Genomic DNA, 19,811 nt, shown 5'->3' with positions numbered 1-19,811 from the left:
CTTCGTTGCGACTGCCGGGCCATCTTCCTGCGCCGCCATGGCCCGCTACATCCCGAACCCCGACAGCACCGCTTCCCTTCCTCCGCGCCGCGTTTCCGTTAGCGCGAAAGAGGCGTGATTCTAAGCACCTGCCCCCATCCGCGCAAGCTCTTTGTGAAGAAAGTTTGAAAAAGCCTCCGGGCGCTGACGCGCACGGAGGTTTTGGGCTCGATGACCGATCTCGCGCCGCCGGCCCGCAGGCCGTCGGCAACCTTTCCCTCTATATATAGAGGCGCGTCACTTGCCGCCCACCGCAGCCTGCAGTTGCTCGACCGGCACCGCGTCGGCCATCGCCGTGTAGCCCGCATCGCTCGGATGGATGCCGTCGCCGCTATCGTATCGGCGCTGCAGCACGCTCGGCCGCGCCGGGTCGCGCAACACAGCGTCGAAGTCCACCACGCCGTCGAACCCGCCGCCGCTCCGAATCCACCGGTTCACCTCGAGCCGGATCGCTTCGCGTCCGGCCGGCAACGCCGCTGGCGTCAGCGTCGCGCCGAAGACCTTCACGCCCTGGCGATGCGCCGCTTCGATCAGCCGACGATAGCCGTCGATCAGCGACGCTGCCGTCACCTGCGTATGCGGGTGATCGCAATCGAGCCCCGCGCGCGGCGGCATCGCCGCGAAGTTGATGTCGTTGATCCCGATCAGCACGATCGCCGCCTTCACACCCGAGCGCGACAGCGCGTCACGCTCGAACCGCGACGCCAGCGACGTGCCGTAGCACGCGGAATCGCTGAGCAACCGGTTACCGCTGATACCGAGATTCACGACACCGATCGAACCGGCGCCCGACGCCACCAACCGGCGTGCGAGCGCGTCGGGCCAGCGACGGTTCCGGTTCACGCTGGAGCGCAACCCGTCGGTGATCGAATCGCCAATTGCGGCGACGCTGCCGCGCGCGGAGCCGGCTTCGACGGCGAGCTCCGTCACCCATGCATATTGAGTAAAGCGAGTGCGGAACGCGCCGGCGCCCGGATCGCCCACGTGATCACCCGGCGCGGACACATAGTTGAACTGGTTCGACACCCGATGCCAGACCGTCATCCGCTGGTTCGGTCCCATCTGGAGACTGATCGCATACGGCTGCGCGGCCGTCACGTCGATCGACACCAGATCGCTTTCGAGCGCCTGGCCCGGCGCGAGCGTCACCGACGCGCTGCCGCCGAACCGGACCGGCACGACCGCGCCGCCGGCGAGCGCCGCCCCTTCGCCGGCCCGCGCGAGGCTCACGGCCTCGACGACCAGCGGCGTGCGACCGTATGCATTGCTCACGCGAATCCGCGCGGCTCGCCCGGACACGGTCGGGTAGACGATCTGCCGAACGGTTCGCCCGGCCACGTCGGGGGCGCGGTAGAGCGGCGGCGGTGCGGCAAGGTCGGGAATCGGCTGCAGCGCGGTCGCCCACGCCGCGACCCAACCGCCCGGCGCGGCCGACGCCGCGAGCGGCGACGCGAAAACGGCCGCGCCCAGCACGGCCGCGGCGAAACTGCTTCGAAATGACATCGGCAAAAATCCTCATCGGAAAGCAGGCATTGTGCCGCAGAAGACGCGAGACCCACGCGCGAGGGCGCAACTTGCGCGACCTGATCGCGCCCCGGCCTGCCTCGTTTACCCGAACCCCATCGCAAATCCTCAACAAATTTATTAACCGACCGGTCGGTTGGTTTATAATTCGCACACATTCAACCGGACGAGAGCTTTCGCCATGTACACGCAATCCCTCGACATCCCCGGCAACGTCGCGCCGCTCGACGCCGCAGCCGAGTCGCCCGAGCAGGCGCGGTTCGATGCGGTGATGGCCGCGGACGGCAAGATCGAACCGCAGGACTGGATGCCCGACGCATATCGCAAGACGCTGGTACGCCAGATCTCGCAGCATGCGCATTCGGAAGTCGTCGGCATGCTGCCGGAAGGCAACTGGATCTCGCGCGCGCCGAGCCTGAAGCGCAAGGCGATCCTGCTCGCGAAGGTGCAGGACGAAGCCGGCCACGGCCTCTATCTGTATAGCGCGGTCGAAACGCTCGGCGTATCGCGCGACTCGCTGATCGACGCGCTGCACGCCGGCAAGGCGAAATACTCGAGCATCTTCAACTACCCGACGCCGACCTGGGCCGACGTCGGCGTGATCGGCTGGCTCGTCGACGGCGCCGCGATCATGAACCAGATCCCGCTGTGCCGCTGCACGTACGGCCCGTATGCGCGCGCGATGATCCGCGTGTGCAAGGAAGAGTCGTTCCATCAGCGCCAGGGCTTCGATGCGCTGCTGTCGATGATGAAGGGCAGCGACGCGCAGCGCGCGATGGTCCAGCAGGCCGTCGACCGCTGGTGGTGGCCGGTGCTGATGATGTTCGGCCCGAGCGACGCCGATTCGGTCCACAGCAGTCAGTCCGCGAAATGGGGCATCAAGCGGATCTCGAACGACGACCTGCGCCAGAAATTCGTCGACGCGACGGTCGATCAGGCAAAGGTGCTCGGCGTGACGCTGCCCGACCCCGACCTGAAATGGAACGAGGCGCGCGGCCACTACGACTACGGCGCGATCGACTGGGACGAATTCTGGCGCGTGGTCAATGGCGACGGCCCGTGCAACAAGGAGCGACTCGCGACTCGCGTGAAAGCACACGAGGACGGCGCCTGGGTGCGCGAAGCCGCGCTCGCGCACGAAGCGAAACGCCGCGCCCGCGCCGAACAGCATGCCGCCTGAGCGGCACCCCCGAATTCAGGAATCAGGAGAAAGCGATGAACAAGGAATGGCCGATCTGGGAAGTGTTCGTGCGCAGCAAGCAGGGCCTCGACCACAAGCACTGCGGCAGCCTGCACGCCGCCGACGCGACGATGGCGCTGCGCATGGCGCGCGACGTCTACACGCGCCGCCAGGAAGGCGTGAGCATCTGGGTGGTGCCGTCGTCGGCGATCACCGCGTCGGATCCGAGCGAGAAGGCCGAACTGTTCGAGCCGGCAGGCGACAAGATCTACCGTCACCCGACGTTCTACACGCTGCCCGACGAAGTCAACCACATGTAACGCCCGCGCCATGACGACCACGCCCGAACACCTCTCCTACGTGCTGCGCCTCGCGGACAACGCGCTGATCCTCGGTCAGCGCAACGCCGAATGGTGCGGCCATGGCCCGATCCTCGAGGAAGACATCGCGCTCACCAACATGAGCCTCGACCTCATCGGCCAGGCGCGCATGCTCTATACGCACGCGGCCGAGCTCGAGCGCCAGCTGACCGGCGCGGCGAAGACGGAAGACGATTACGCGTACTTCCGCACCGAGCGCGAGTTCGCGAACTTCACGCTCGCCGAACTGCCGCACTACGGCCCGGTCTCCGGCACCGCGCACGCCGACAAGGACTACGCGGTGACGATCGTGCGCAACTTCCTGTACGCGGCGCTGATGCTGCACGTGTGGAGCGCGCTGGAAACGTCGACCGACACGCAGCTCGCCGCCATCGCCGCGAAATCGGTGAAGGAAACCCGCTATCACGTCCAGCATGCGCGCGAATGGCTCGTGCGCCTCGGCGACGGCACCGACGAATCGCACCGCCGTGCGCAGGCCGCGCTCGACTACCTGATGCCGTACACGCGCGAATGCTTCGCCGCCGATGCGATCGACGACGCGATCGTCGCCGCTGGCATCGGCCCGGCGCCGGCCGCGATCGAGGCCGCGTGGCGCGCGGACGTGGACGACGCGCTCGCGGAGGCCACGCTCGCGCTGCCGGCGCCGGTGAAGCATGTGACGACCGGCAAGCAGGGCGAGCATTCGGAACACATGGGCTACCTGCTCGCCGAAATGCAGAGCCTCGCGCGTCAGCACCCCGGCGCGAGCTGGTAACCGGCCCACGCCACGGAGCCCGACGATGTCCGCCCAGACCGCCGCCCCCGCCCACAACGCCGCCGCGCACCGCGACGATCCGCTGCTTGCTCGCGCGTGGGACGTGCTGGAGGCCGTGCCCGATCCGGAGATCCCGGTCGTGTCGATCCGCGAGCTCGGCATCCTGCGCGACGTCCGCCGCGCTGACGACGGCCGGCTCGAAGTCGTGATCACGCCGACTTACTCGGGCTGCCCGGCGATGTCGCAGATCGCCGAGGACATCGCCGCCGCGCTGCAGGCCGCCGACCTGCCGCCGCATCGGATCGAGACGGTGCTCGCCCCCGCGTGGACGACCGACTGGATCACGCAGGAAGCGCGCGACAAGCTGCGCGCGTACGGCATCGCGCCGCCGGCCAGCCAGTGCGGCAGCGCCGCGCCGCGGGAGAACGTCGTGCGCTTCGTGCCGCGGCCGGTCGCCGCGCCTGCCTGCCCGCGCTGCGGCTCCGCGCGCACCGAACGTCTCGCGCAATTCGCGTCCACGGCGTGCAAGGCGCTGTATCGCTGCGTCGACTGCCGCGAACCCTTCGACTACTTCAAACCCTACTGAATATGGCGACCCCGCAATTTCACCCGCTGCGTATCCGCGACGTGCGGCCCGAGACCGCCGACGCCGTGACCGTCTCGTTCGACGTACCGCCCGAGCTGCGCGACGCATACCGCTTCACGCAGGGCCAGTTCGTCACGCTGAAGACCCACATCGACGGCGAGGAGACGCGCCGCTCGTATTCGATCTGCGTCGGCACGACGGACTACGATCGCGACGGCGAACTGCGCATCGGCATCAAGCGCGTGCGCGGCGGCCGCTTCTCGAACTTCGCGTTCGACACGCTGAAGCCCGGCCACACGATCGACGTGATGACGCCGGACGGCCGCTTCTTCACGCACCTGAACGCCGACCACGGCAAGCAGTACGTCGCGTTTTCCGGCGGCTCGGGGATCACGCCGGTGCTCGCGATCGTGAAGACGACGCTCGAGCTCGAGCCGCGCAGCACGTTCACGCTGATCTACGGCAACCGCAGCGTCGACGCGATCATGTTCGCGGAGGAGCTCGAGGACCTGAAGAACCGCTACATGAACCGCTTCGTCCTCTATCACGTGCTGTCGGACGACCTGCAGGACGTCGAGCTGTTCAACGGCGTGCTCGACCAGGCGAAATGCGCGGAATTCCTCGCGACGCTGACGCCGGCCGACGCGATCGACGAGGCGTTCATCTGCGGCCCGGCGCCGATGATGGACGCGGCCGAAGCCGCGCTGAAGGCGGCCGGCGTGCCGCAGGCGAAGGTGCACGTCGAGCGCTTCGGCACGCCGCTGCCGCAGGCCGGCGCACCGGTCGTCGAGATCACCGACCAGACGCCGGCCGCCGACCTCGAGATCGTGCTCGACGGCAAGAAGCGCAAGCTGCGCTTGCCGTACGAAGGCGTAAGCCTGCTCGACGTAGGCCTGCGCGCGGGCCTCGCGCTACCGTACGCGTGCAAGGGCGGCGTGTGCTGCACGTGCCGCGCGAAGGTGGTCGAAGGCGAAGTGCGGATGGAGAAGAACTACACGCTCGAGGAGCACGAAGTAAAGGACGGTTTCGTGCTCACGTGCCAGTGCCACCCGATCAGCGACAAGGTCGTCGTGAGCTTCGACGAGCGTTGAGCGGCGTCGGACCGGCGCTGCGCACAGGTTTCTCGCCGTCACACATCTCGCTTACACTAGGGGCCGCCGGCCGGCTGGACATCGCAACGTCCGCCCGGCCGGCGGTTTTCTTTTGTTGACGACAGGCCGATGAGTACCATTCATGTGATTCAGGGCGGCACCGCCGCCGCGTCGCTGCGCGAGGCCCTCGCGCAAGCCGGACGCGACGAGCGCGTCGTCGGTTTGCTCGACGATCTCGGCGTCGGGCCGCTGAAGGGCGCCGACGAGACGCCCGACACGCGCGCCACCTTCTGGCAGCACGTGCTCGGCGACCAGATTCCCGACTGGAACGCGGAAATCGAAAGCGAATTCGCACGCCTCGACCAGCTCGCGACGGAGACCGGCCAGGTCGTCGTGTGGCACGCGCCGAGCGTCGGCGACAAACTGCTGCTGCGCCGCGTCGCCTATCACCTGCGCAATGTGCCGCAGCGCCTGAACGAGGTGCGGCTGTCGGCCGCCGATCTCGATGCCGCGCAGCGCGCAGCGCTGTCGCGCACCGACCAGGCCTGCGCGACCGGGATGTTCTCGCCCGCGGAACTGGCGCGCAAGCGGCCGGCGGCCGCGCCGATCTCGGTCCTGCGTATCGGCCGCCTCGCGCTCGAATGGCAGGAGGCGAAGCACCTGAACGCCGAATTGCGTTATTGGGTCAGCAACACGATCAAGAGCGGCCATTACGCCGATCTCGACGCACTGATCGTCGCGCGCGCGGAAGCCGACTGGCAGCCGGCACGGCGCCTCGTCGGCAGCATCATGGCCGCTGCCGACCGCGGCGGGCTGTTCGTCAGCGACTCGATCGCGTGGTGGCGCTGCCGCGAACTCGCGACCGCCGGCCGGCTCGAGCTGCAGGACGACGCGCCCGACGCCCTCTCTTCCACGCAGGTGCGCGCCGCCGCGCGCCGCTAATCTTCCGCATTCGACCATGGCCCGAACCCGAGCGCCCGACCACGAATCCCAGCGCGAGCAGATCCTCGACCTGGCCGCCGAGAAATTCGCGCAGACGAGCTACCCGAGCACGTCGATGTCCGATCTCGCGACCGCGAGCGGCACGTCGAAGGCGCGGCTCTATCACTATTACGAGAGCAAGGAAGCGATCCTGTTCGACCTGCTCGACCGCTACACGAAACGGCTGATGCTGATCATCGCCGAGGTCGAGGGCGCGAGCCAGCGGCGCGGTCTCAGCGAGCGCGACGCGTTCGCCGAACTCGTGCGCGCGTTCCTCGCCGAATACGAGACGTCGCACAGCCGCCACGTCGCGCTGCTCAACGACGTGAAGTATCTCGAGGACGCGCAGCGTGAAATCGTGCTCGACCGCCAGCGCGACATCGTCGCGGCGTTCACGCGGCAACTCGCGCGCGCGTACCCGGACCGCATCTCCAAGGAAAACCAGACGTCGGTGACGATGATGGTGTTCGGGATGATCAACTGGACCTTCACGTGGCTGAAGCCGGGCGGCCGCCTCGGCTACCGCGACTTCGCCGAACAGGTGATCGACCTGATCGAGCACGGGCTGTCGACGGCGGCCTGATTGCCGCGCAGCAGCATGCGTTGCGTGACGGGCACAGGGGGCCGCATGCCGCACATTTCATATGATGAATTTTAAATCCGTTCAAAATCAATGAGTTATTGAATGAACTAAGCGGATTTAGAATTCCTCCTCAGCACAAACAACGTCAAATACGGGTTTTCCCCAACCTCGCTCGGGTAAAATGCTGCTGCATTGCACAACCCGCTTGTGCACCCACACTGAGGAACCCACGATGAACACGCAATTCAACGACCGTGCCGATGCTGTCGGTAAGGTCGGTACTGCGCCGGTTCTCGTCAGGGAACTGGCTTCCAAAGATCGTGAGCAGATGCTCACCCACTTTCTCTCGCTCGACGAAGAGGACCGCCTGCTGCGCTTCGGCCAGATGGTGCCCGACCACGTGATCGAGAACTATGTCCGCACGATCGACTTCGGGCGCGATACGGTGTTCGGCGTGTTCGACCACGACCTCGAACTGATCGGCGTCGGCCACCTGGCCTATCTGCCGGCCGAGGGCGACACGCGCACAGCCGAATTCGGCGTGTCGGTGCTCGAAAGTGCGCGCGGCCGCGGCGTCGGCTCGAAGCTGTTCGAGCGCGCGGCGATCCGCAGCCGCAACACGCACGTGACGATGCTGTACATGCATTGCCTGTCGCGCAACGCGACGATGATGCACATCGCGAAGAAGTCCGGGATGCGGATCGAGTACGCGTACGGCGAAGCCGATGCGTACCTGTCGCTGCCGCCGGCCGACCACTCGACGATCATCGCCGAGATGCTGCAGGAACAGGCCGCGGTGTTCGACTACGCGATGAAGCGTCAGGCGCGCCGCACGACGAAGTTCATCGAATCGCTGATGCCGGCTTGACGCCGACCTGACTCGCCAATCTCACGTACCTCGCACGCTGTCGTTGCAGCGTGCGGGAACGGGACGCGCCGCCTTTCGTGCTCCATGCGTCCGATGGATGTCGACATCGCCGTCACGCCATCGCGTCGCCGATACTGCCGCCCCTTGGCAGTCGATATCCCGGTATGTTTGCCGCGCGCCCGGTTAAGCGGTCGCTGGCAAAGCGCAGCTAAGCTCGTCTGTCGCTGGACGGTACTCTCGCAGAAGAGCGCTCACTTTCGTACCTATCCCATTGATCTTTGCCGCCTGCCGATAGATGATCGGCCACTTATTTCAGTCGGCGAAAGATCGGAGGGGACGGACCGTCTACCAGGTTTCTCCATACGCGGGTCACGCCTTCACCCATCGAATCTATTTGCCCGCTTCGTCTATTTCATGTTGCGAGGATGGGGGTATGACAGGACAACGCATCGATTACGGCCAGCCCACCGGGGCCTATCTGTTGATCGAGCAACTGCATGCAAAAACCGGACTGCCATCGTTGGCCAACAGATTGGCCCGTCCAATCTGCAAATCTACCGGACCGTTGCCCAATTGTATGAGACTGCCGATATTTACGTCGACAATCAACGGGCCCTGGCTGGCGAGATGACCATGTGGCAAATGCTCAAGGGAGCGTTTGGTATCGATGTCGTCACGCGCCCCAACGATAAAACCACACTGGTGCTTGAATATGCTGGCTTCGTCAATAACGTCACTCCATTGCCCAAGATCGGCAATCTCTTGCCCGAATTCATGACCAAGGAATATACGCTAAAGGTTCGCTCTCCCTATATCTTCGGTACCGATCCCCTACCGGACATCCAACTCTACCGGCATGCAAAATCCGTATTTATGCAGCGTCATGGCGGACAGTCTCCGGCCACTGCAATGGCGAAATACCATCGCCGAACCCGCGAGCTTATCCGACTCAATACAATCAGCGAAATCGACAGCGCCCTGCGTGATCTGCGCACGACATTTCCATCGTTGAATTTCTGAACTTTCGTCTGTCGCGACATGCGCCTCACCCCCGCCAAGCCAATATCGCTGGCCTTCTTTACCGTACTCGGCGGCCTGCTGGGCTTCACCGTCCACAATAAGTTCATAGGCGACCTCGCCAACACGCATGCCGCATGGCTGGTCGCCGGGCCGCCATCGCAGATGTTCGTCGATCAACTTCGGACCACTATCGCCTTCGGTATGCTTGGCGCGGCCGTAAGCATCGGAATTTCCTTCTTCCATACCCACATCACATCGGCCAAGGCTCGCACCGTAGCAACGTTGCTGCTTGTCGCTGTCGCGGCGGCAAGCACCTGGGGGGCGCACGCGATTATTCTCGCCCGCCTCGCCGCGACGGCAGCCGCCGCACCGTTGAGCATCCCCTTGTTACTCCCCTTACCGCACATTCCCGCCTTCTGGACCGCGATAGCAGCAACCGTCTGTGTCGCCATCGACATCGGTATCACCCTGCTGTTCGTACGCCACCGCCATTGCTGGAGATGACGATGAAAACCGCGCTGCATGCATGGCTGAACGGCTATCGGCGCATGCTGTCATTTCGTGGCCGAGAGCGGCGCCGCGATTTCCTGTACTTCCTGCTAGGCCATTACCCGCTCTTTTACCTTCTGATCACGCTGATCAAATGGTCACACAACCGACTTTCCGCCGACGCAACACTGACGTCATTCGCACTGTTCGGCGCGGGGCTCGCGTCACTATGCGCAACCCTCACCTACAACGTCAGGCGTCTGCACGACAGCAATCGCTCCGGCCTGCTGTGCATCGGCTACTTCCTGTTCGCCGCCCCCATCGTGATCCTCGTGTCGCTGTGGCTCGCACCGCGCAACGCCGGTAACCGCTACGGTCCCGATCCGCGCCGCGCCGCGTAGACGCCCGCACGCCTCATCGACGTCACACGTCGCCCATCAACGAATCGGCAACGCCGTCGTTTCCTTGAAGCAATCGAGCGAGAAGCTCGTTTTCACGTCGATCACCGACGGGTGGTGCAGCAGATGCTCCTGCACGAAGCGGGAGAAATGCGCCATGTCCTCGACCTGCACGCGCAGCAGGTAATCCATGTCGCCCGTCATCGCATGGCACGCGACCACTTCCGGCCAGGTCTGCACGGCCGCGCGGAACAGCTCCGCGTGGGTCGCGCCCGCGCGCGCCGACGTCTCGTCGGCCCGGACCGGCGCGAGGCCGCCACGCTTTTCGAGGCGCACGCTCACGTAGGCGAGCAGGTCGAGCCCGAGCTTCTGCGGATTCAGCAGCGCGACGTAGCCGGTGATCACGCCGATTTCCTCGAGCCGCCGGATCCGCCGCAGGCACGGGCTCGGCGACAGGTTCACGCGCTCGGCGATCTCCTGGTTCGACAGGCGGCCGTTCTCCTGAAGAATCGCGAGAATTCGCCGGTCGATGGCATCCAATTCGGCTTGCGCCATCTTCTGCCCTCCATTGATTATTTCGAGACTGGAAATTGCGCCATCGTAGGCGTGAGCGATTAAGTTCGCAAGTTTCCGCTCGCGGCCGCCCGCTACACTCTGTCGCATGTCTCGGCTTGCCGCGCCCGCTCACCGCCGGCGCGGCCGTCGAACCTCGAACCACGCCGGGCACGCACACGCCGCCCCGGCCGATCGCCCCGCACAGGAGACACGACATGCAGATCCCCACCTGGGACAACCCCGTCGGCACCGACGGCTTCGAATTCATCGAATACACGGCGCCGGACCCGAAAGCACTCGGACAACTGTTCGAACGGATGGGTTTCACCGCGATCGCGCGCCACCGCCATAAGGACGTGACGGTGTACCGCCAGGGCGACATCAACTTCATCATCAACGCCGAACCCGATTCGTTCGCGCAACGCTTCGCGCGGCTGCACGGCCCGTCGATCTGCGCGATCGCGTTCCGCGTGCAGGACGCTGCAAAAGCCTACAAGCACGCGCTGGAGCTCGGCGCATGGGGCTTCGACAACAAGACGGGCCCGATGGAGCTGAACATCCCGGCGATCAAGGGCATCGGCGATTCGCTGATCTACTTCGTCGACCGCTGGCGCGGCAAGAACGGCGCGCAGCCGGGCGCGATCGGCGACATCAGCATCTACGACGTCGACTTCGAGCCGATTCCCGGTGCGAATCCGAACCCGGTCGGCCACGGCCTCACCTACATCGACCACCTGACGCACAACGTGCATCGCGGCCGCATGCAGGAATGGGCGGAGTTCTACGAGCGCCTGTTCAACTTCCGCGAAGTGCGCTATTTCGACATCGAAGGCAAGGTGACGGGCGTGAAGTCGAAGGCGATGACGTCGCCGTGCGGCAAGATCCGCATCCCGATCAACGAGGAAGGCTCGGACACGGCCGGCCAGATCCAGGAATACCTCGACGCGTATCACGGCGAAGGCATCCAGCACATCGCGCTCGGCGCGAGCGACATCTATCAGGCGGTCGACGGGCTGCGCAGCAAGGAAGTGAAGCTGCTCGACACGATCGACACGTATTACGAACTGGTCGACCGCCGCGTGCCGAACCACGGCGAATCGCTGGACGAGCTGAAGAAGCGCAAGATCCTGATCGACGGCGCACGCGACGACCTGCTGCTGCAGATCTTCACCGAAAACCAGATCGGGCCGATCTTCTTCGAGATCATCCAGCGCAAGGGCAACCAGGGCTTCGGCGAAGGCAACTTCAAGGCGCTGTTCGAATCGATCGAGCTCGACCAGATCCGCCGTGGCGTCGTGCAGGACAAGGCCTGACGCACCTGCCGCGCGGCGGCGGCTCCGGGCACCCCGGGGCGGCCGCGCGATCCGGCCGCCCAAAGAAAAAGGGCGGGAATCCGAGGATTCCCGCCCTTTTTACATGCCGGCGCAGCCCGCGGGCCGCGCGACCGCATCAACGCACGTTCGCCTTCGACTCGGCGGCACGCTCGAGCGACGGCTGTGCCGCGGCGTCCTGGGCCGGCACGATCTGACGCATCTGCGCGCCGGCTGCCGCCAGTGCACTCGCGCCGCGCGCGTGCACCGGGCCGGTCATCGCGAAAAACGCGGCGGACACGATCAGGAAACTCTGGATATGACGTGTGTTCATTGCACCTCCTGTAAAACTGCCGGCGCCTCCCCGACTGCGTCGGAACGAACCCACGCGGCCGGGCACCTCCGGCAGGCCGACAAGATTAACGGCATTTGCCCGCAGATCAACGCCGCTTTACATGCTTTTACATGATGTAACGCATCATCTCGCCCTGTTTCATGGTGCGTGACCGCCATTTCCCCCGCGTTGCGACCGATGGGCGGCGGGTTTGCCCCAGTGCTACCATCCCTTAAAACCGGCGAACATGCCGGCCACTGCAGACGCGTCCAAAAGATGCCGACGCAACCGAAGTTTTGGTGATCCCAGACCGGGTGGAGGAGACAGTTAATGAATGCCCCGCTAGACGCAGACCAACGCGCGTCGCTAGAAGCCGCGCTGAAGTCCGTCACGCTTGACGACAAATACACGCTGGAACGCGGCCGCGCGTACATGAGCGGCATCCAGGCCCTCGTGCGCTTGCCGATGCTCCAGCAGGAACGCGACCGCGCCGCCGGTCTCAATACGGCCGGTTTCATCTCCGGCTACCGCGGCTCGCCGCTCGGCGGCCTCGATCTGTCACTGTGGAAAGCCAAGCAGCATCTGGCCGCCCACCAGATCGTCTTCCAGCCCGGCCTCAACGAAGATCTCGCCGCCACCGCGGTGTGGGGCTCCCAGCAAGTGAACCTGTACCCCGGCGCGAAGTACGACGGCGTGTTCGGCATGTGGTACGGCAAGGGCCCGGGCGTCGATCGCACCGGCGACGTCTTCAAGCACGCGAACTCGGCCGGCTCGTCGCAGCACGGCGGCGTGCTGGTGCTGGCCGGCGACGACCACGCGGCGAAATCGTCGACGCTCGCGCACCAGTCCGAGCACATCTTCAAGGCCTGCGGGCTGCCGGTGCTGTTCCCGTCCAACGTGCAGGAATATCTCGACTTCGGCCTGCACGGCTGGGCGATGAGCCGCTACTCGGGCCTGTGGGTCGCGCTCAAGTGCGTGACGGACGTCGTCGAATCGTCGGCGTCGGTCGACATCGACCCGCATCGCACCGAGATCGTGCTGCCGACCGACTTCATCCTGCCGGAAGGCGGGCTGAACATCCGCTGGCCCGATCCGCCGCTCGTGCAGGAAGCGCGGTTGCTCGACTACAAGTGGTACGCGGCGCTCGCCTACGTGCGTGCGAACAAGCTCGACCGCATCGAGATCGACTCGCCGCATGCGCGCTTCGGGATCATGACCGGCGGCAAGGCGTACCTCGACGTGCGCCAGGCGCTGATCGACCTCGGCCTCGATGACGAAACCTGCGCGCGAATCGGCATCCGCCTGTACAAGGTCGGCTGCGTGTGGCCGCTCGAAGCGCAGGGCGCGCAGGCGTTCGCGCGCGGCCTCGACGAAATCCTGGTCGTCGAGGAAAAGCGCCAGATCCTCGAATACGCGATCAAGGAAGAGCTGTACAACTGGCCCGACGCGCAGCGCCCGCGCGTGTTCGGCAAGTTCGACGAGAAGGACGGCGCCGGCGGCGAATGGTCGGTGCCGATGGGCAACTGGCTGCTGCCCGCGCACTACGAGCTGTCGCCCGCGATCATCGCGAAGGCGATCGCGACGCGCCTCGATAAGTTCGAGCTGCCGTCCGACGTGCGCGCGCGCATCGCCGCGCGGCTCGCGGTGATCAACGCAAAGGAAATGGCGCTCGCGAAGCCGCACGTGCAGACCGAGCGCAAGCCGTGGTTCTGCTCGGGCTGCCCGCACAACACGTCGACCAACGTGCCCGAAGGCTCGCGTGCGATCGCCGGGATCGGCTGCCACTACATGACGGTGTGGATGGACCGCAGCACGAGCACCTTCAGCCAGATGGGCGGCGAAGGCGTGCCGTGGATCGGCCAGGCGCCGTTCACGGACGAGAAGCACGTGTTCGCGAACCTCGGCGACGGCACCTATTTCCATTCGGGCCTCCTCGCGGTGCGCGCGGCGATCTCGTCGAAGGCGAACATCACCTACAAGATCCTCTACAACGACGCGGTCGCGATGACGGGCGGCCAGCCGGTCGACGGCGTGCTGACGGTGCCGCAGATCACGCATCAGCTCGCGTCCGAAGGCGCGAAGAAGATCGTGATCGTCACCGACGAGCCGGAAAAGTACGACAGCCAGAAGGCGCTGCTCGCGCCGGGCTTGACGATCCATCACCGCGACCAGCTCGACGACGTGCAGCGCGAGCTGCGCGAGATCGAGGGCACGACGATCCTGATCTACGACCAGACCTGCGCGACCGAGAAGCGCCGTCGCCGCAAACGCGGCACGTATCCGGACCCGGCCAAGCGCGTCGTGATCAACGACGCGGTGTGCGAAGGCTGCGGCGATTGCTCGGTGCAGTCGAACTGCCTGTCGGTCGAGCCGCTGGAAACCGAATTCGGCACGAAGCGCCAGATCAACCAGTCGAGCTGCAACAAGGACTTCTCGTGCGTGAAGGGCTTCTGCCCGAGCTTCGTCACGGTCGAGGGCGGCCAGTTGAAGAAGCCGAAGGCGGTGGCGGTCGACGGCGGTGCGCTGCCGCCGATTCCGGAACCGGCGCTGCCGGCGATCGACCGTGCATACGGCGTGCTCGTCACCGGCGTCGGCGGCACGGGCGTCGTCACGATCGGCGCGCTGCTCGGGATGGCCGCGCACCTGGAAAACAAGGGCGTGACCGTGCTGGACGTCACCGGCCTCGCGCAGAAAGGCGGCGCGGTGATGAGCCACGTGCAGATCTCGCACGCGCCGACCGACATCCATGCGACGCGGATCGCGATGGGCGAAGCCGATCTCGTGATCGGCTGCGACGCGATCGTCACGGCCGGCGACGAATGCACGTCGCGGATGCGGCACGACACGACGCGCGTGGTCGTCAATAGCGCGCAGACGCCGACCGCCGAGTTCATCAAGAACCCGAACTGGGCGTTCCCCGGCCTGTCCGCCGAGAACGACATCCGCGCGGCGGCAGGTGAATCGGTCGACTTCATCGACGCGAACCGCTTCGCGGTCGCGCTGCTCGGCGACGCGATCTACACGAACCCGTTCGTGCTCGGCTACGCGTGGCAGAAGGGCTGGCTGCCGCTGACGCTCGCGTCGCTCGAACGCGCGATCGAGCTGAACGCGGTGTCGGTCGACAAGAACCGCGCGGCGTTCGACTGGGGCCGCCGCGCCGCGTACGACCTGGCCAGCGTGAAGCAGGCCGCGGCCGGCGACGCCCGCCCCGCGCAAGGCGCCACGGTGATCTCGCTGCATACGAAGAAGGCGGTCGACGCGCTGATCGCGAAGCGCGTGGAATTCCTCACCGCGTACCAGAACGCCGCGTACGCGTCGCGTTATGCGGCATTCGTCGACAAGGTGCGCACCGCCGAGCGCGCGCTGGCGGACGGCGACACGGTGCAGGAGCCGCTGACCGAGGCGGTCGCGCGCAACCTGTTCAAGTTGATGGCGTACAAGGACGAATACGAGGTCGCGCGGCTGCAGTCCGATCCCGCGTTCCTCGCGCGCCTGACCGCGCAGTTCGAAGGCGACTGGAAGCTGAAATTCCACCTCGCGCCGCCGCTGTTCGCGAAGACGGACGCCCACGGCCATCTCGTGAAGAAGGCGTACGGCCCGTGGATGATGTCGGCGTTCCGGCTGCTCGCGAAGGCGAAGTTCCTGCGCGGCACGGGGCTCGATCCGTTCGGCCGCACCGCGGAGCGCCGCACCGAGCGCGCGCTGATCGGCGAATACGAAGCGCTGATCGGCGAGGTGCTGGCGAAGCTGAACGCGGCCAACCGGCCGCTCGCGCTCGAGCTCGCGGCGCTGCCGGACGGCATTCGCGGCTACGGCCACGTGAAGGAGAACAACCTGCGCGCGGTGCGGCAGAAGTGGGACACGCTGCTCGCGAAGTGGCGTTCGCCGGCAGGCGGCCAGTCGCATCAACAGGTCGCGTAAGTCACGGCGCGCGGCGCGGCGGGCGGTCGCGGTCCGGACGGCCCTCCCCCGGACGCGCTGCCCGCGCCGCCGTCGCCCCTTCGGGTTCAGGCAAAAAAAACGCCACGAAACGCAGGTTCCGTGGCGTTTTTCATTGCGCCGCGCGTGACGCGCGGCACACGCGAGCGTGGACTTACTTCGTGTTCACGTTCGCGGCGGCAACGGCCGTCATGTTGATGATCCGGCGCACGGTCGCGGCCGGCGTCAGGATGTGGACCGGCTTGGCCGCGCCGAGCAGGAACGGGCCGACCGTCACGCCTTCGCCGCCGACCATCTTCAGCAGGTTGTACGCGATGTTCGCCGCTTCGACGTTCGGCATGATCAGCAGGTTCGCCTCGCCCGACAGCGTCGTGCCCGGGAACGCCTGCTTGCGGATCAGTTCCGACAGCGCCGCGTCGCCGTGCATTTCGCCGTCGACTTCGAGGTTCGGCGCACGTTCGACGATCAGCTTGCGGGCCTCGGCCATCCGGCGCGACGACGCCGACGGCGCGCTGCCGAAGTTCGAGTTCGACAGCAGCGCGGCCTTCGGCGTGATGCCGAAGCGCTCGATCTCGGCCGCGGCCTGGATCGTCATGTCGGCGAGCTGGTCGGCGCTCGGCAGCTCGTTCACGTACGTGTCGCACACGAACAGGTTGCGGCCCGGCAGCATCAGCAGGTTCATCGCGGCGAAGTGCTCGGCGCCCTTCGCGCGGCCCAGCACCTGCTCGATGAACTTCAGGTGGCTGTGGAACGTGTCGATCATCCCGCAGATCATCCCGTCCGCATCGCCCAGATGCACGAGCATCGCGCCGATCAGCGTGTTGAACTTGCGCATCGCGGCCTTCGCGACTTCCGGCGTCACGCCGTCGCGCGCGCCGATCTCCTGATACGCCTGCCAGTAGCGGTGGTAGCGCGCGTCGTCTTCCGGATCGACGATTTCGAAATCGGTGCCGGCCTTCAGCTTCGAGCCGATCTTCGCGAGGCGCATGTCGACGACCGACGGACGGCCGATGATGATCGGCTTCGCGATCTTTTCCAGCAGCACGAACTGCGCGGCACGCAGCACGCGCTCGTCCTCGCCTTCGGCGAACACGATGCGGGCCTCCTTCTGCTTCGCGGTCGCGAACACCGGGCGCATCACCATGCCGGTGCGGTAGACGGTCGCGCCGAGCTGCTCGCGGTACGCGTCCATGTCCTGGATCGGGCGCGTGGCGACGCCCGAATCCATCGCGGCTTGAGCGACGGCCGGCGCGATCTTGATGATCAGGCGCGGATCGAACGGCTTCGGAATCAGGTAGTCCGGCCCGAACTCGAGCGAATGGCCTTCATACGCCTTCGCGACTTCCTCGCTCTGGTCGGTTTCCTGGGCCAGCTCGGCGATCGCGCGCACGCACGCGAGCTTCATTTCTTCCGTGATCGTCGTCGCGCCGACGTCGAGCGCGCCGCGGAAGATGAACGGGAAGCACAGCACGTTGTTGACCTGGTTCGGGTAGTCCGAACGGCCGGTCGCGACGATCGCGTCCGGGCGCACGGCCTTCGCGTCTTCCGGGCGGATTTCCGGTTCCGGGTTCGCGAGCGCCAGGATCAGCGGGCGCTCGCCCATCGTCTTGACCATGTCCTGCTTCAGCACGCCCGCGCTCGAGCAGCCGAGGAACACGTCCGCGCCGACGATCGCGTCGGCGAGCGAGCGAGCGTCGGTGTTCGCCGCATAGCGCTGCTTCGACGGATCGAGGTTGCCGCGCCCTTCGTAGATCACGCCCTTCGAATCGGCGACGAGGATGTTCGACTTCGTGAGGCCGAGGTTCACCAGCAGGTCCAGACACGCGATCGCGGCCGCGCCGGCGCCCGAGCACACGAGCTTCACGTCGGCGAGCTTCTTGCCGACGACCTTCAGGCCGTTCAGGATCGCGGCCGACGCGATGATCGCGGTGCCGTGCTGATCGTCGTGGAAGACGGGGATCTTCATGCGCTCGCGCAGCTTCTGCTCGATGTAGAAGCATTCCGGCGCCTTGATGTCCTCGAGGTTGATGCCGCCGAGCGTCGGCTCGAGCATCGCGATCGCCTCGACGAGCTTGTCGGGGTCGGACTCCGACAGTTCGATGTCGAACACGTCGATACCCGCGAATTTCTTGAAGAGGCAGCCCTTGCCTTCCATCACCGGCTTCGCGGCGAGCGGGCCGATGTTGCCGAGGCCGAGCACGGCCGTGCCGTTCGTGATCACGCCGACGAGGTTGCCGCGCGACGTGTATTTCTGCGCGTCGAGCGGATCGGCGTGGATCGCCTCGCACGCGGCGGCGACGCCCGGCGAATACGCGAGCGACAGATCGAGCTGGTTCGACAGCGGCTTGGTCGGGGTGACCGAAATCTTGCCGGGTTTCGGGTTCAGGTGATAAGCGAGAGCGGCCTGCTTCAGTTGTTCGTCCATGATTGACCTGCGAGAGACATGCGAAATATTGACGACTCAGTACACAGCACCTTCGGCCGCGTCTGCTTGAATCGAGGGGATGGTCGACTGAGAGACGGCCCGCGACGCGCCGGATCGGCACGCCATCGAACCTTGGCGGATGGCAAGAGGAAAGTACAAAGTACTGAACGATTTCTTAGGGCCGCCTAGTGTACACCCCCTAAATGACCTCCGTTGGTGCACCGCCGCATCCCCGGCCTCTGCGTCGGACTGGTCGCGCCCCGTTTGTTTCGCCGGTGGCGAGCCGCGCACCGAACCGCACGAATTCCGCCGAAAACCGGCCTGGATCGGGTAAAATAGCGGGCTACGCGCGCAGCGATGCGATTGGCCCGCCGATCGCGCCCCGGCCCTCCGGGCAGGTTCCCCTTGCTGCGCCATCGGGCCCGCGCCCGCTCCTCGCTCATCACCCAAGGAATGCCCATGACAGGCTACGATCGTCAGTCGATCTCGGATACGACCGCCAAAATCCTGCTCGAAGTGCAGGCGGTGCACTTCAATGCCGAAAAACCGTTCATCTTCACGTCCGGCTGGGCAAGCCCCGTCTATATCGACTGCCGCAAGCTGATCTCGTATCCGCGCGTGCGCCGTGCGCTGATGGAAATGGCGGAAACGACGATCACGCGCGACATCGGCTTCGAGCAGATCGACGCGGTGGCGGGCGGCGAGACGGCCGGCATCCCGTTCGCGGCATGGATCGCGGACCGGATGATGGTGCCGATGCAGTACGTGCGCAAAAAGCCGAAGGGTTTCGGCCGCAACGCACAGATCGAAGGCCATCTCGAGGAAGGCTCGCGCGTGCTGCTGGTGGAAGACCTGACGACCGACAGCCGCAGCAAGATCAACTTCGTCAACGCGCTGCGCACCGCGGGCGCGACGGTGAACCACTGCTTCGTGCTGTTCCACTACGACATCTTCAAGGAAAGCGTGTCGGTCCTGAAGGACATCGACGTCGACCTGCACGCGCTCGCCACGTGGTGGGACGTGCTGCGCGTCGCGAAGGCGTCGGGCTACTTCGAGACGAAGACGCTCGACGAAGTCGAGAAATTCCTGCACGCACCGGCCGAATGGTCGGCCGCGCACGGCGGCGCGACGGCCCCGAAGGAATGACGCCACGCCGGCACGCGTGCCGGCGCGCTGGCTGAACAAGCCGCCTGCTTCATCGCAGGCGGCTTTTTTTCGTCCGCCGACCGGGCGCGCTGACCGATCGCAATCGCGGGCGCCGGTGTGCGTCGCTCATCGAACCCCTCATCGAACCCTAATGCTAGACTTGACCCATCGCCGCCCCCAGCGGCGCGGGCAACACACAACGCCAACAA

18 protein-coding genes are annotated in these 19,811 nt (G+C 65.8%); 14 read left to right on the top strand and 4 right to left on the bottom strand.

The window, feature by feature from the left end; translation table 11 throughout:
• Positions 1-276: 276 nt before the first annotated feature.
• The gene (locus CFB81_RS01260; RefSeq protein ID WP_089434415.1) at positions 277-1,542 is read right to left on the bottom strand and encodes an SGNH/GDSL hydrolase family protein; all 1,266 of its coding nucleotides are present in this window, start codon (positions 1,540-1,542) and stop codon (positions 277-279) included.
• A 202-nt stretch (positions 1,543-1,744) separates the two neighbouring features.
• On the opposite strand from CFB81_RS01260, the gene paaA reads away from it, so the two are divergent.
• The 11 genes from paaA to CFB81_RS35990 all read left to right on the top strand — a co-directional run bounded on the left by paaA (position 1,745) and on the right by CFB81_RS35990 (position 9,896).
• Complete coding sequence (gene paaA, locus CFB81_RS01255) at positions 1,745-2,743, top strand: 1,2-phenylacetyl-CoA epoxidase subunit PaaA (RefSeq protein ID WP_089434414.1); 999 nt, start codon at positions 1,745-1,747, stop codon at positions 2,741-2,743.
• Between the two features lie 35 nt (positions 2,744-2,778).
• Positions 2,779-3,063 (top strand): 1,2-phenylacetyl-CoA epoxidase subunit PaaB, encoded by a 285-nt coding sequence (gene paaB / locus CFB81_RS01250; RefSeq protein ID WP_006482881.1) that lies wholly within the window; start codon positions 2,779-2,781, stop codon positions 3,061-3,063.
• A gap of 10 nt (positions 3,064-3,073) precedes the next feature.
• Complete coding sequence (gene paaC / locus CFB81_RS01245) at positions 3,074-3,877, top strand: 1,2-phenylacetyl-CoA epoxidase subunit PaaC (protein WP_089434413.1); 804 nt, start codon at positions 3,074-3,076, stop codon at positions 3,875-3,877.
• Positions 3,878-3,902: 25 nt separating this feature from the next.
• The gene (gene paaD, locus CFB81_RS01240) at positions 3,903-4,463 is read left to right on the top strand and encodes a 1,2-phenylacetyl-CoA epoxidase subunit PaaD (protein WP_089434412.1); all 561 of its coding nucleotides are present in this window, start codon (positions 3,903-3,905) and stop codon (positions 4,461-4,463) included.
• Between the two features lie 2 nt (positions 4,464-4,465).
• Entirely contained in the window at positions 4,466-5,554 is a 1,089-nt protein-coding gene (gene paaE, locus CFB81_RS01235; protein ID WP_069232079.1) for a 1,2-phenylacetyl-CoA epoxidase subunit PaaE, read from the top strand.
• Positions 5,555-5,683: 129 nt separating this feature from the next.
• The gene (locus CFB81_RS01230) at positions 5,684-6,496 is read left to right on the top strand and encodes a DUF1835 domain-containing protein (RefSeq protein ID WP_089434411.1); all 813 of its coding nucleotides are present in this window, start codon (positions 5,684-5,686) and stop codon (positions 6,494-6,496) included.
• 16 nt (positions 6,497-6,512) lie between these two features.
• Entirely contained in the window at positions 6,513-7,118 is a 606-nt protein-coding gene (locus CFB81_RS01225; RefSeq protein ID WP_069619244.1) for a TetR/AcrR family transcriptional regulator, read from the top strand.
• 232 nt (positions 7,119-7,350) lie between these two features.
• Entirely contained in the window at positions 7,351-7,986 is a 636-nt protein-coding gene (locus CFB81_RS01220) for a GNAT family N-acetyltransferase (protein WP_069619243.1), read from the top strand.
• Positions 7,987-8,079: 93 nt separating this feature from the next.
• The gene (locus CFB81_RS35210) at positions 8,080-9,006 is read left to right on the top strand and encodes a hypothetical protein (protein WP_124504667.1); all 927 of its coding nucleotides are present in this window, start codon (positions 8,080-8,082) and stop codon (positions 9,004-9,006) included.
• 18 nt (positions 9,007-9,024) lie between these two features.
• Positions 9,025-9,510, top strand: coding sequence for a hypothetical protein (locus CFB81_RS35995; RefSeq protein WP_089434409.1), 486 nt, complete (start codon positions 9,025-9,027; stop codon positions 9,508-9,510).
• A gap of 2 nt (positions 9,511-9,512) precedes the next feature.
• Positions 9,513-9,896 (top strand): DUF805 domain-containing protein, encoded by a 384-nt coding sequence (locus tag CFB81_RS35990; RefSeq protein ID WP_179235894.1) that lies wholly within the window; start codon positions 9,513-9,515, stop codon positions 9,894-9,896.
• 36 nt (positions 9,897-9,932) lie between these two features.
• Here CFB81_RS35990 and CFB81_RS01200 read toward each other — a convergent pair whose 3' ends face one another.
• Complete coding sequence (locus CFB81_RS01200; protein ID WP_059578229.1) at positions 9,933-10,448, bottom strand: Lrp/AsnC family transcriptional regulator; 516 nt, start codon at positions 10,446-10,448, stop codon at positions 9,933-9,935.
• A 215-nt stretch (positions 10,449-10,663) separates the two neighbouring features.
• Between CFB81_RS01200 and hppD the strand changes: the two genes are divergently transcribed.
• Positions 10,664-11,761 carry a 4-hydroxyphenylpyruvate dioxygenase gene (hppD, locus tag CFB81_RS01195; RefSeq protein WP_069619239.1) on the top strand — a complete coding sequence of 366 codons (1,098 nt, stop codon included), beginning with the start codon at positions 10,664-10,666 and terminating at the stop codon, positions 11,759-11,761.
• A gap of 136 nt (positions 11,762-11,897) precedes the next feature.
• On the opposite strand, the gene CFB81_RS01190 is transcribed toward hppD, so the two are convergent.
• Complete coding sequence (locus tag CFB81_RS01190) at positions 11,898-12,092, bottom strand: hypothetical protein (RefSeq protein ID WP_069619238.1); 195 nt, start codon at positions 12,090-12,092, stop codon at positions 11,898-11,900.
• 330 nt (positions 12,093-12,422) lie between these two features.
• On the opposite strand from CFB81_RS01190, the gene CFB81_RS01185 reads away from it, so the two are divergent.
• On the top strand, positions 12,423-16,013 hold the full coding sequence (locus tag CFB81_RS01185; protein ID WP_089434408.1) for an indolepyruvate ferredoxin oxidoreductase family protein: 3,591 nt from the start codon (positions 12,423-12,425) through the stop codon (positions 16,011-16,013).
• 172 nt (positions 16,014-16,185) lie between these two features.
• On the opposite strand, the gene CFB81_RS01175 is transcribed toward CFB81_RS01185, so the two are convergent.
• Positions 16,186-18,456: an NADP-dependent malic enzyme gene (locus CFB81_RS01175; protein WP_069619236.1), complete on the bottom strand. Its 2,271-nt coding sequence runs from the start codon at positions 18,454-18,456 to the stop codon at positions 16,186-16,188.
• Positions 18,457-18,915: 459 nt separating this feature from the next.
• Between CFB81_RS01175 and CFB81_RS01170 the strand changes: the two genes are divergently transcribed.
• On the top strand, positions 18,916-19,602 hold the full coding sequence (locus CFB81_RS01170) for an orotate phosphoribosyltransferase (protein WP_011546659.1): 687 nt from the start codon (positions 18,916-18,918) through the stop codon (positions 19,600-19,602).
• The last annotated feature ends 209 nt before the right edge of the window (positions 19,603-19,811 follow it).

It is taken from the genome of Burkholderia sp. AU28863 (genome assembly GCF_002223195.1).
GTDB lineage: Bacteria > Pseudomonadota > Gammaproteobacteria > Burkholderiales > Burkholderiaceae > Burkholderia > Burkholderia sola.
Note: the sequence above shows the minus strand (reverse complement) of the source record. Positions and strands in the feature narration are given on the sequence as shown.

Bases quoted from the DNA above. Each gene is read 5' to 3' on its own strand.
- CFB81_RS01260 (WP_089434415.1), bottom strand. From the start codon at position 1,542: ATGTCATTTCGAAGCAGTTTCGCCGCGGCCGTGCTGGGCGCGGCCGTT.
- CFB81_RS35990 (WP_179235894.1), top strand. From the start codon at position 9,513: ATGAAAACCGCGCTGCATGCATGGCTGAACGGCTATCGGCGCATGCTG.
- CFB81_RS35995 (WP_089434409.1), top strand. From the start codon at position 9,025: ATGCGCCTCACCCCCGCCAAGCCAATATCGCTGGCCTTCTTTACCGTA.
- CFB81_RS35210 (WP_124504667.1), top strand. From the start codon at position 8,080: ATGGATGTCGACATCGCCGTCACGCCATCGCGTCGCCGATACTGCCGC.
- CFB81_RS01175 (WP_069619236.1), bottom strand. From the start codon at position 18,456: ATGGACGAACAACTGAAGCAGGCCGCTCTCGCTTATCACCTGAACCCG.
- hppD (WP_069619239.1), top strand. From the start codon at position 10,664: ATGCAGATCCCCACCTGGGACAACCCCGTCGGCACCGACGGCTTCGAA.
- CFB81_RS01225 (WP_069619244.1), top strand. From the start codon at position 6,513: ATGGCCCGAACCCGAGCGCCCGACCACGAATCCCAGCGCGAGCAGATC.
- CFB81_RS01220 (WP_069619243.1), top strand. From the start codon at position 7,351: ATGAACACGCAATTCAACGACCGTGCCGATGCTGTCGGTAAGGTCGGT.
- CFB81_RS01230 (WP_089434411.1), top strand. From the start codon at position 5,684: ATGAGTACCATTCATGTGATTCAGGGCGGCACCGCCGCCGCGTCGCTG.
- CFB81_RS01200 (WP_059578229.1), bottom strand. From the start codon at position 10,448: ATGGCGCAAGCCGAATTGGATGCCATCGACCGGCGAATTCTCGCGATT.
- CFB81_RS01185 (WP_089434408.1), top strand. From the start codon at position 12,423: ATGAATGCCCCGCTAGACGCAGACCAACGCGCGTCGCTAGAAGCCGCG.
- paaC (WP_089434413.1), top strand. From the start codon at position 3,074: ATGACGACCACGCCCGAACACCTCTCCTACGTGCTGCGCCTCGCGGAC.
- paaD (WP_089434412.1), top strand. From the start codon at position 3,903: ATGTCCGCCCAGACCGCCGCCCCCGCCCACAACGCCGCCGCGCACCGC.
- paaA (WP_089434414.1), top strand. From the start codon at position 1,745: ATGTACACGCAATCCCTCGACATCCCCGGCAACGTCGCGCCGCTCGAC.
- CFB81_RS01170 (WP_011546659.1), top strand. From the start codon at position 18,916: ATGACAGGCTACGATCGTCAGTCGATCTCGGATACGACCGCCAAAATC.
- paaB (WP_006482881.1), top strand. From the start codon at position 2,779: ATGAACAAGGAATGGCCGATCTGGGAAGTGTTCGTGCGCAGCAAGCAG.
- CFB81_RS01190 (WP_069619238.1), bottom strand. From the start codon at position 12,092: ATGAACACACGTCATATCCAGAGTTTCCTGATCGTGTCCGCCGCGTTT.
- paaE (WP_069232079.1), top strand. From the start codon at position 4,466: ATGGCGACCCCGCAATTTCACCCGCTGCGTATCCGCGACGTGCGGCCC.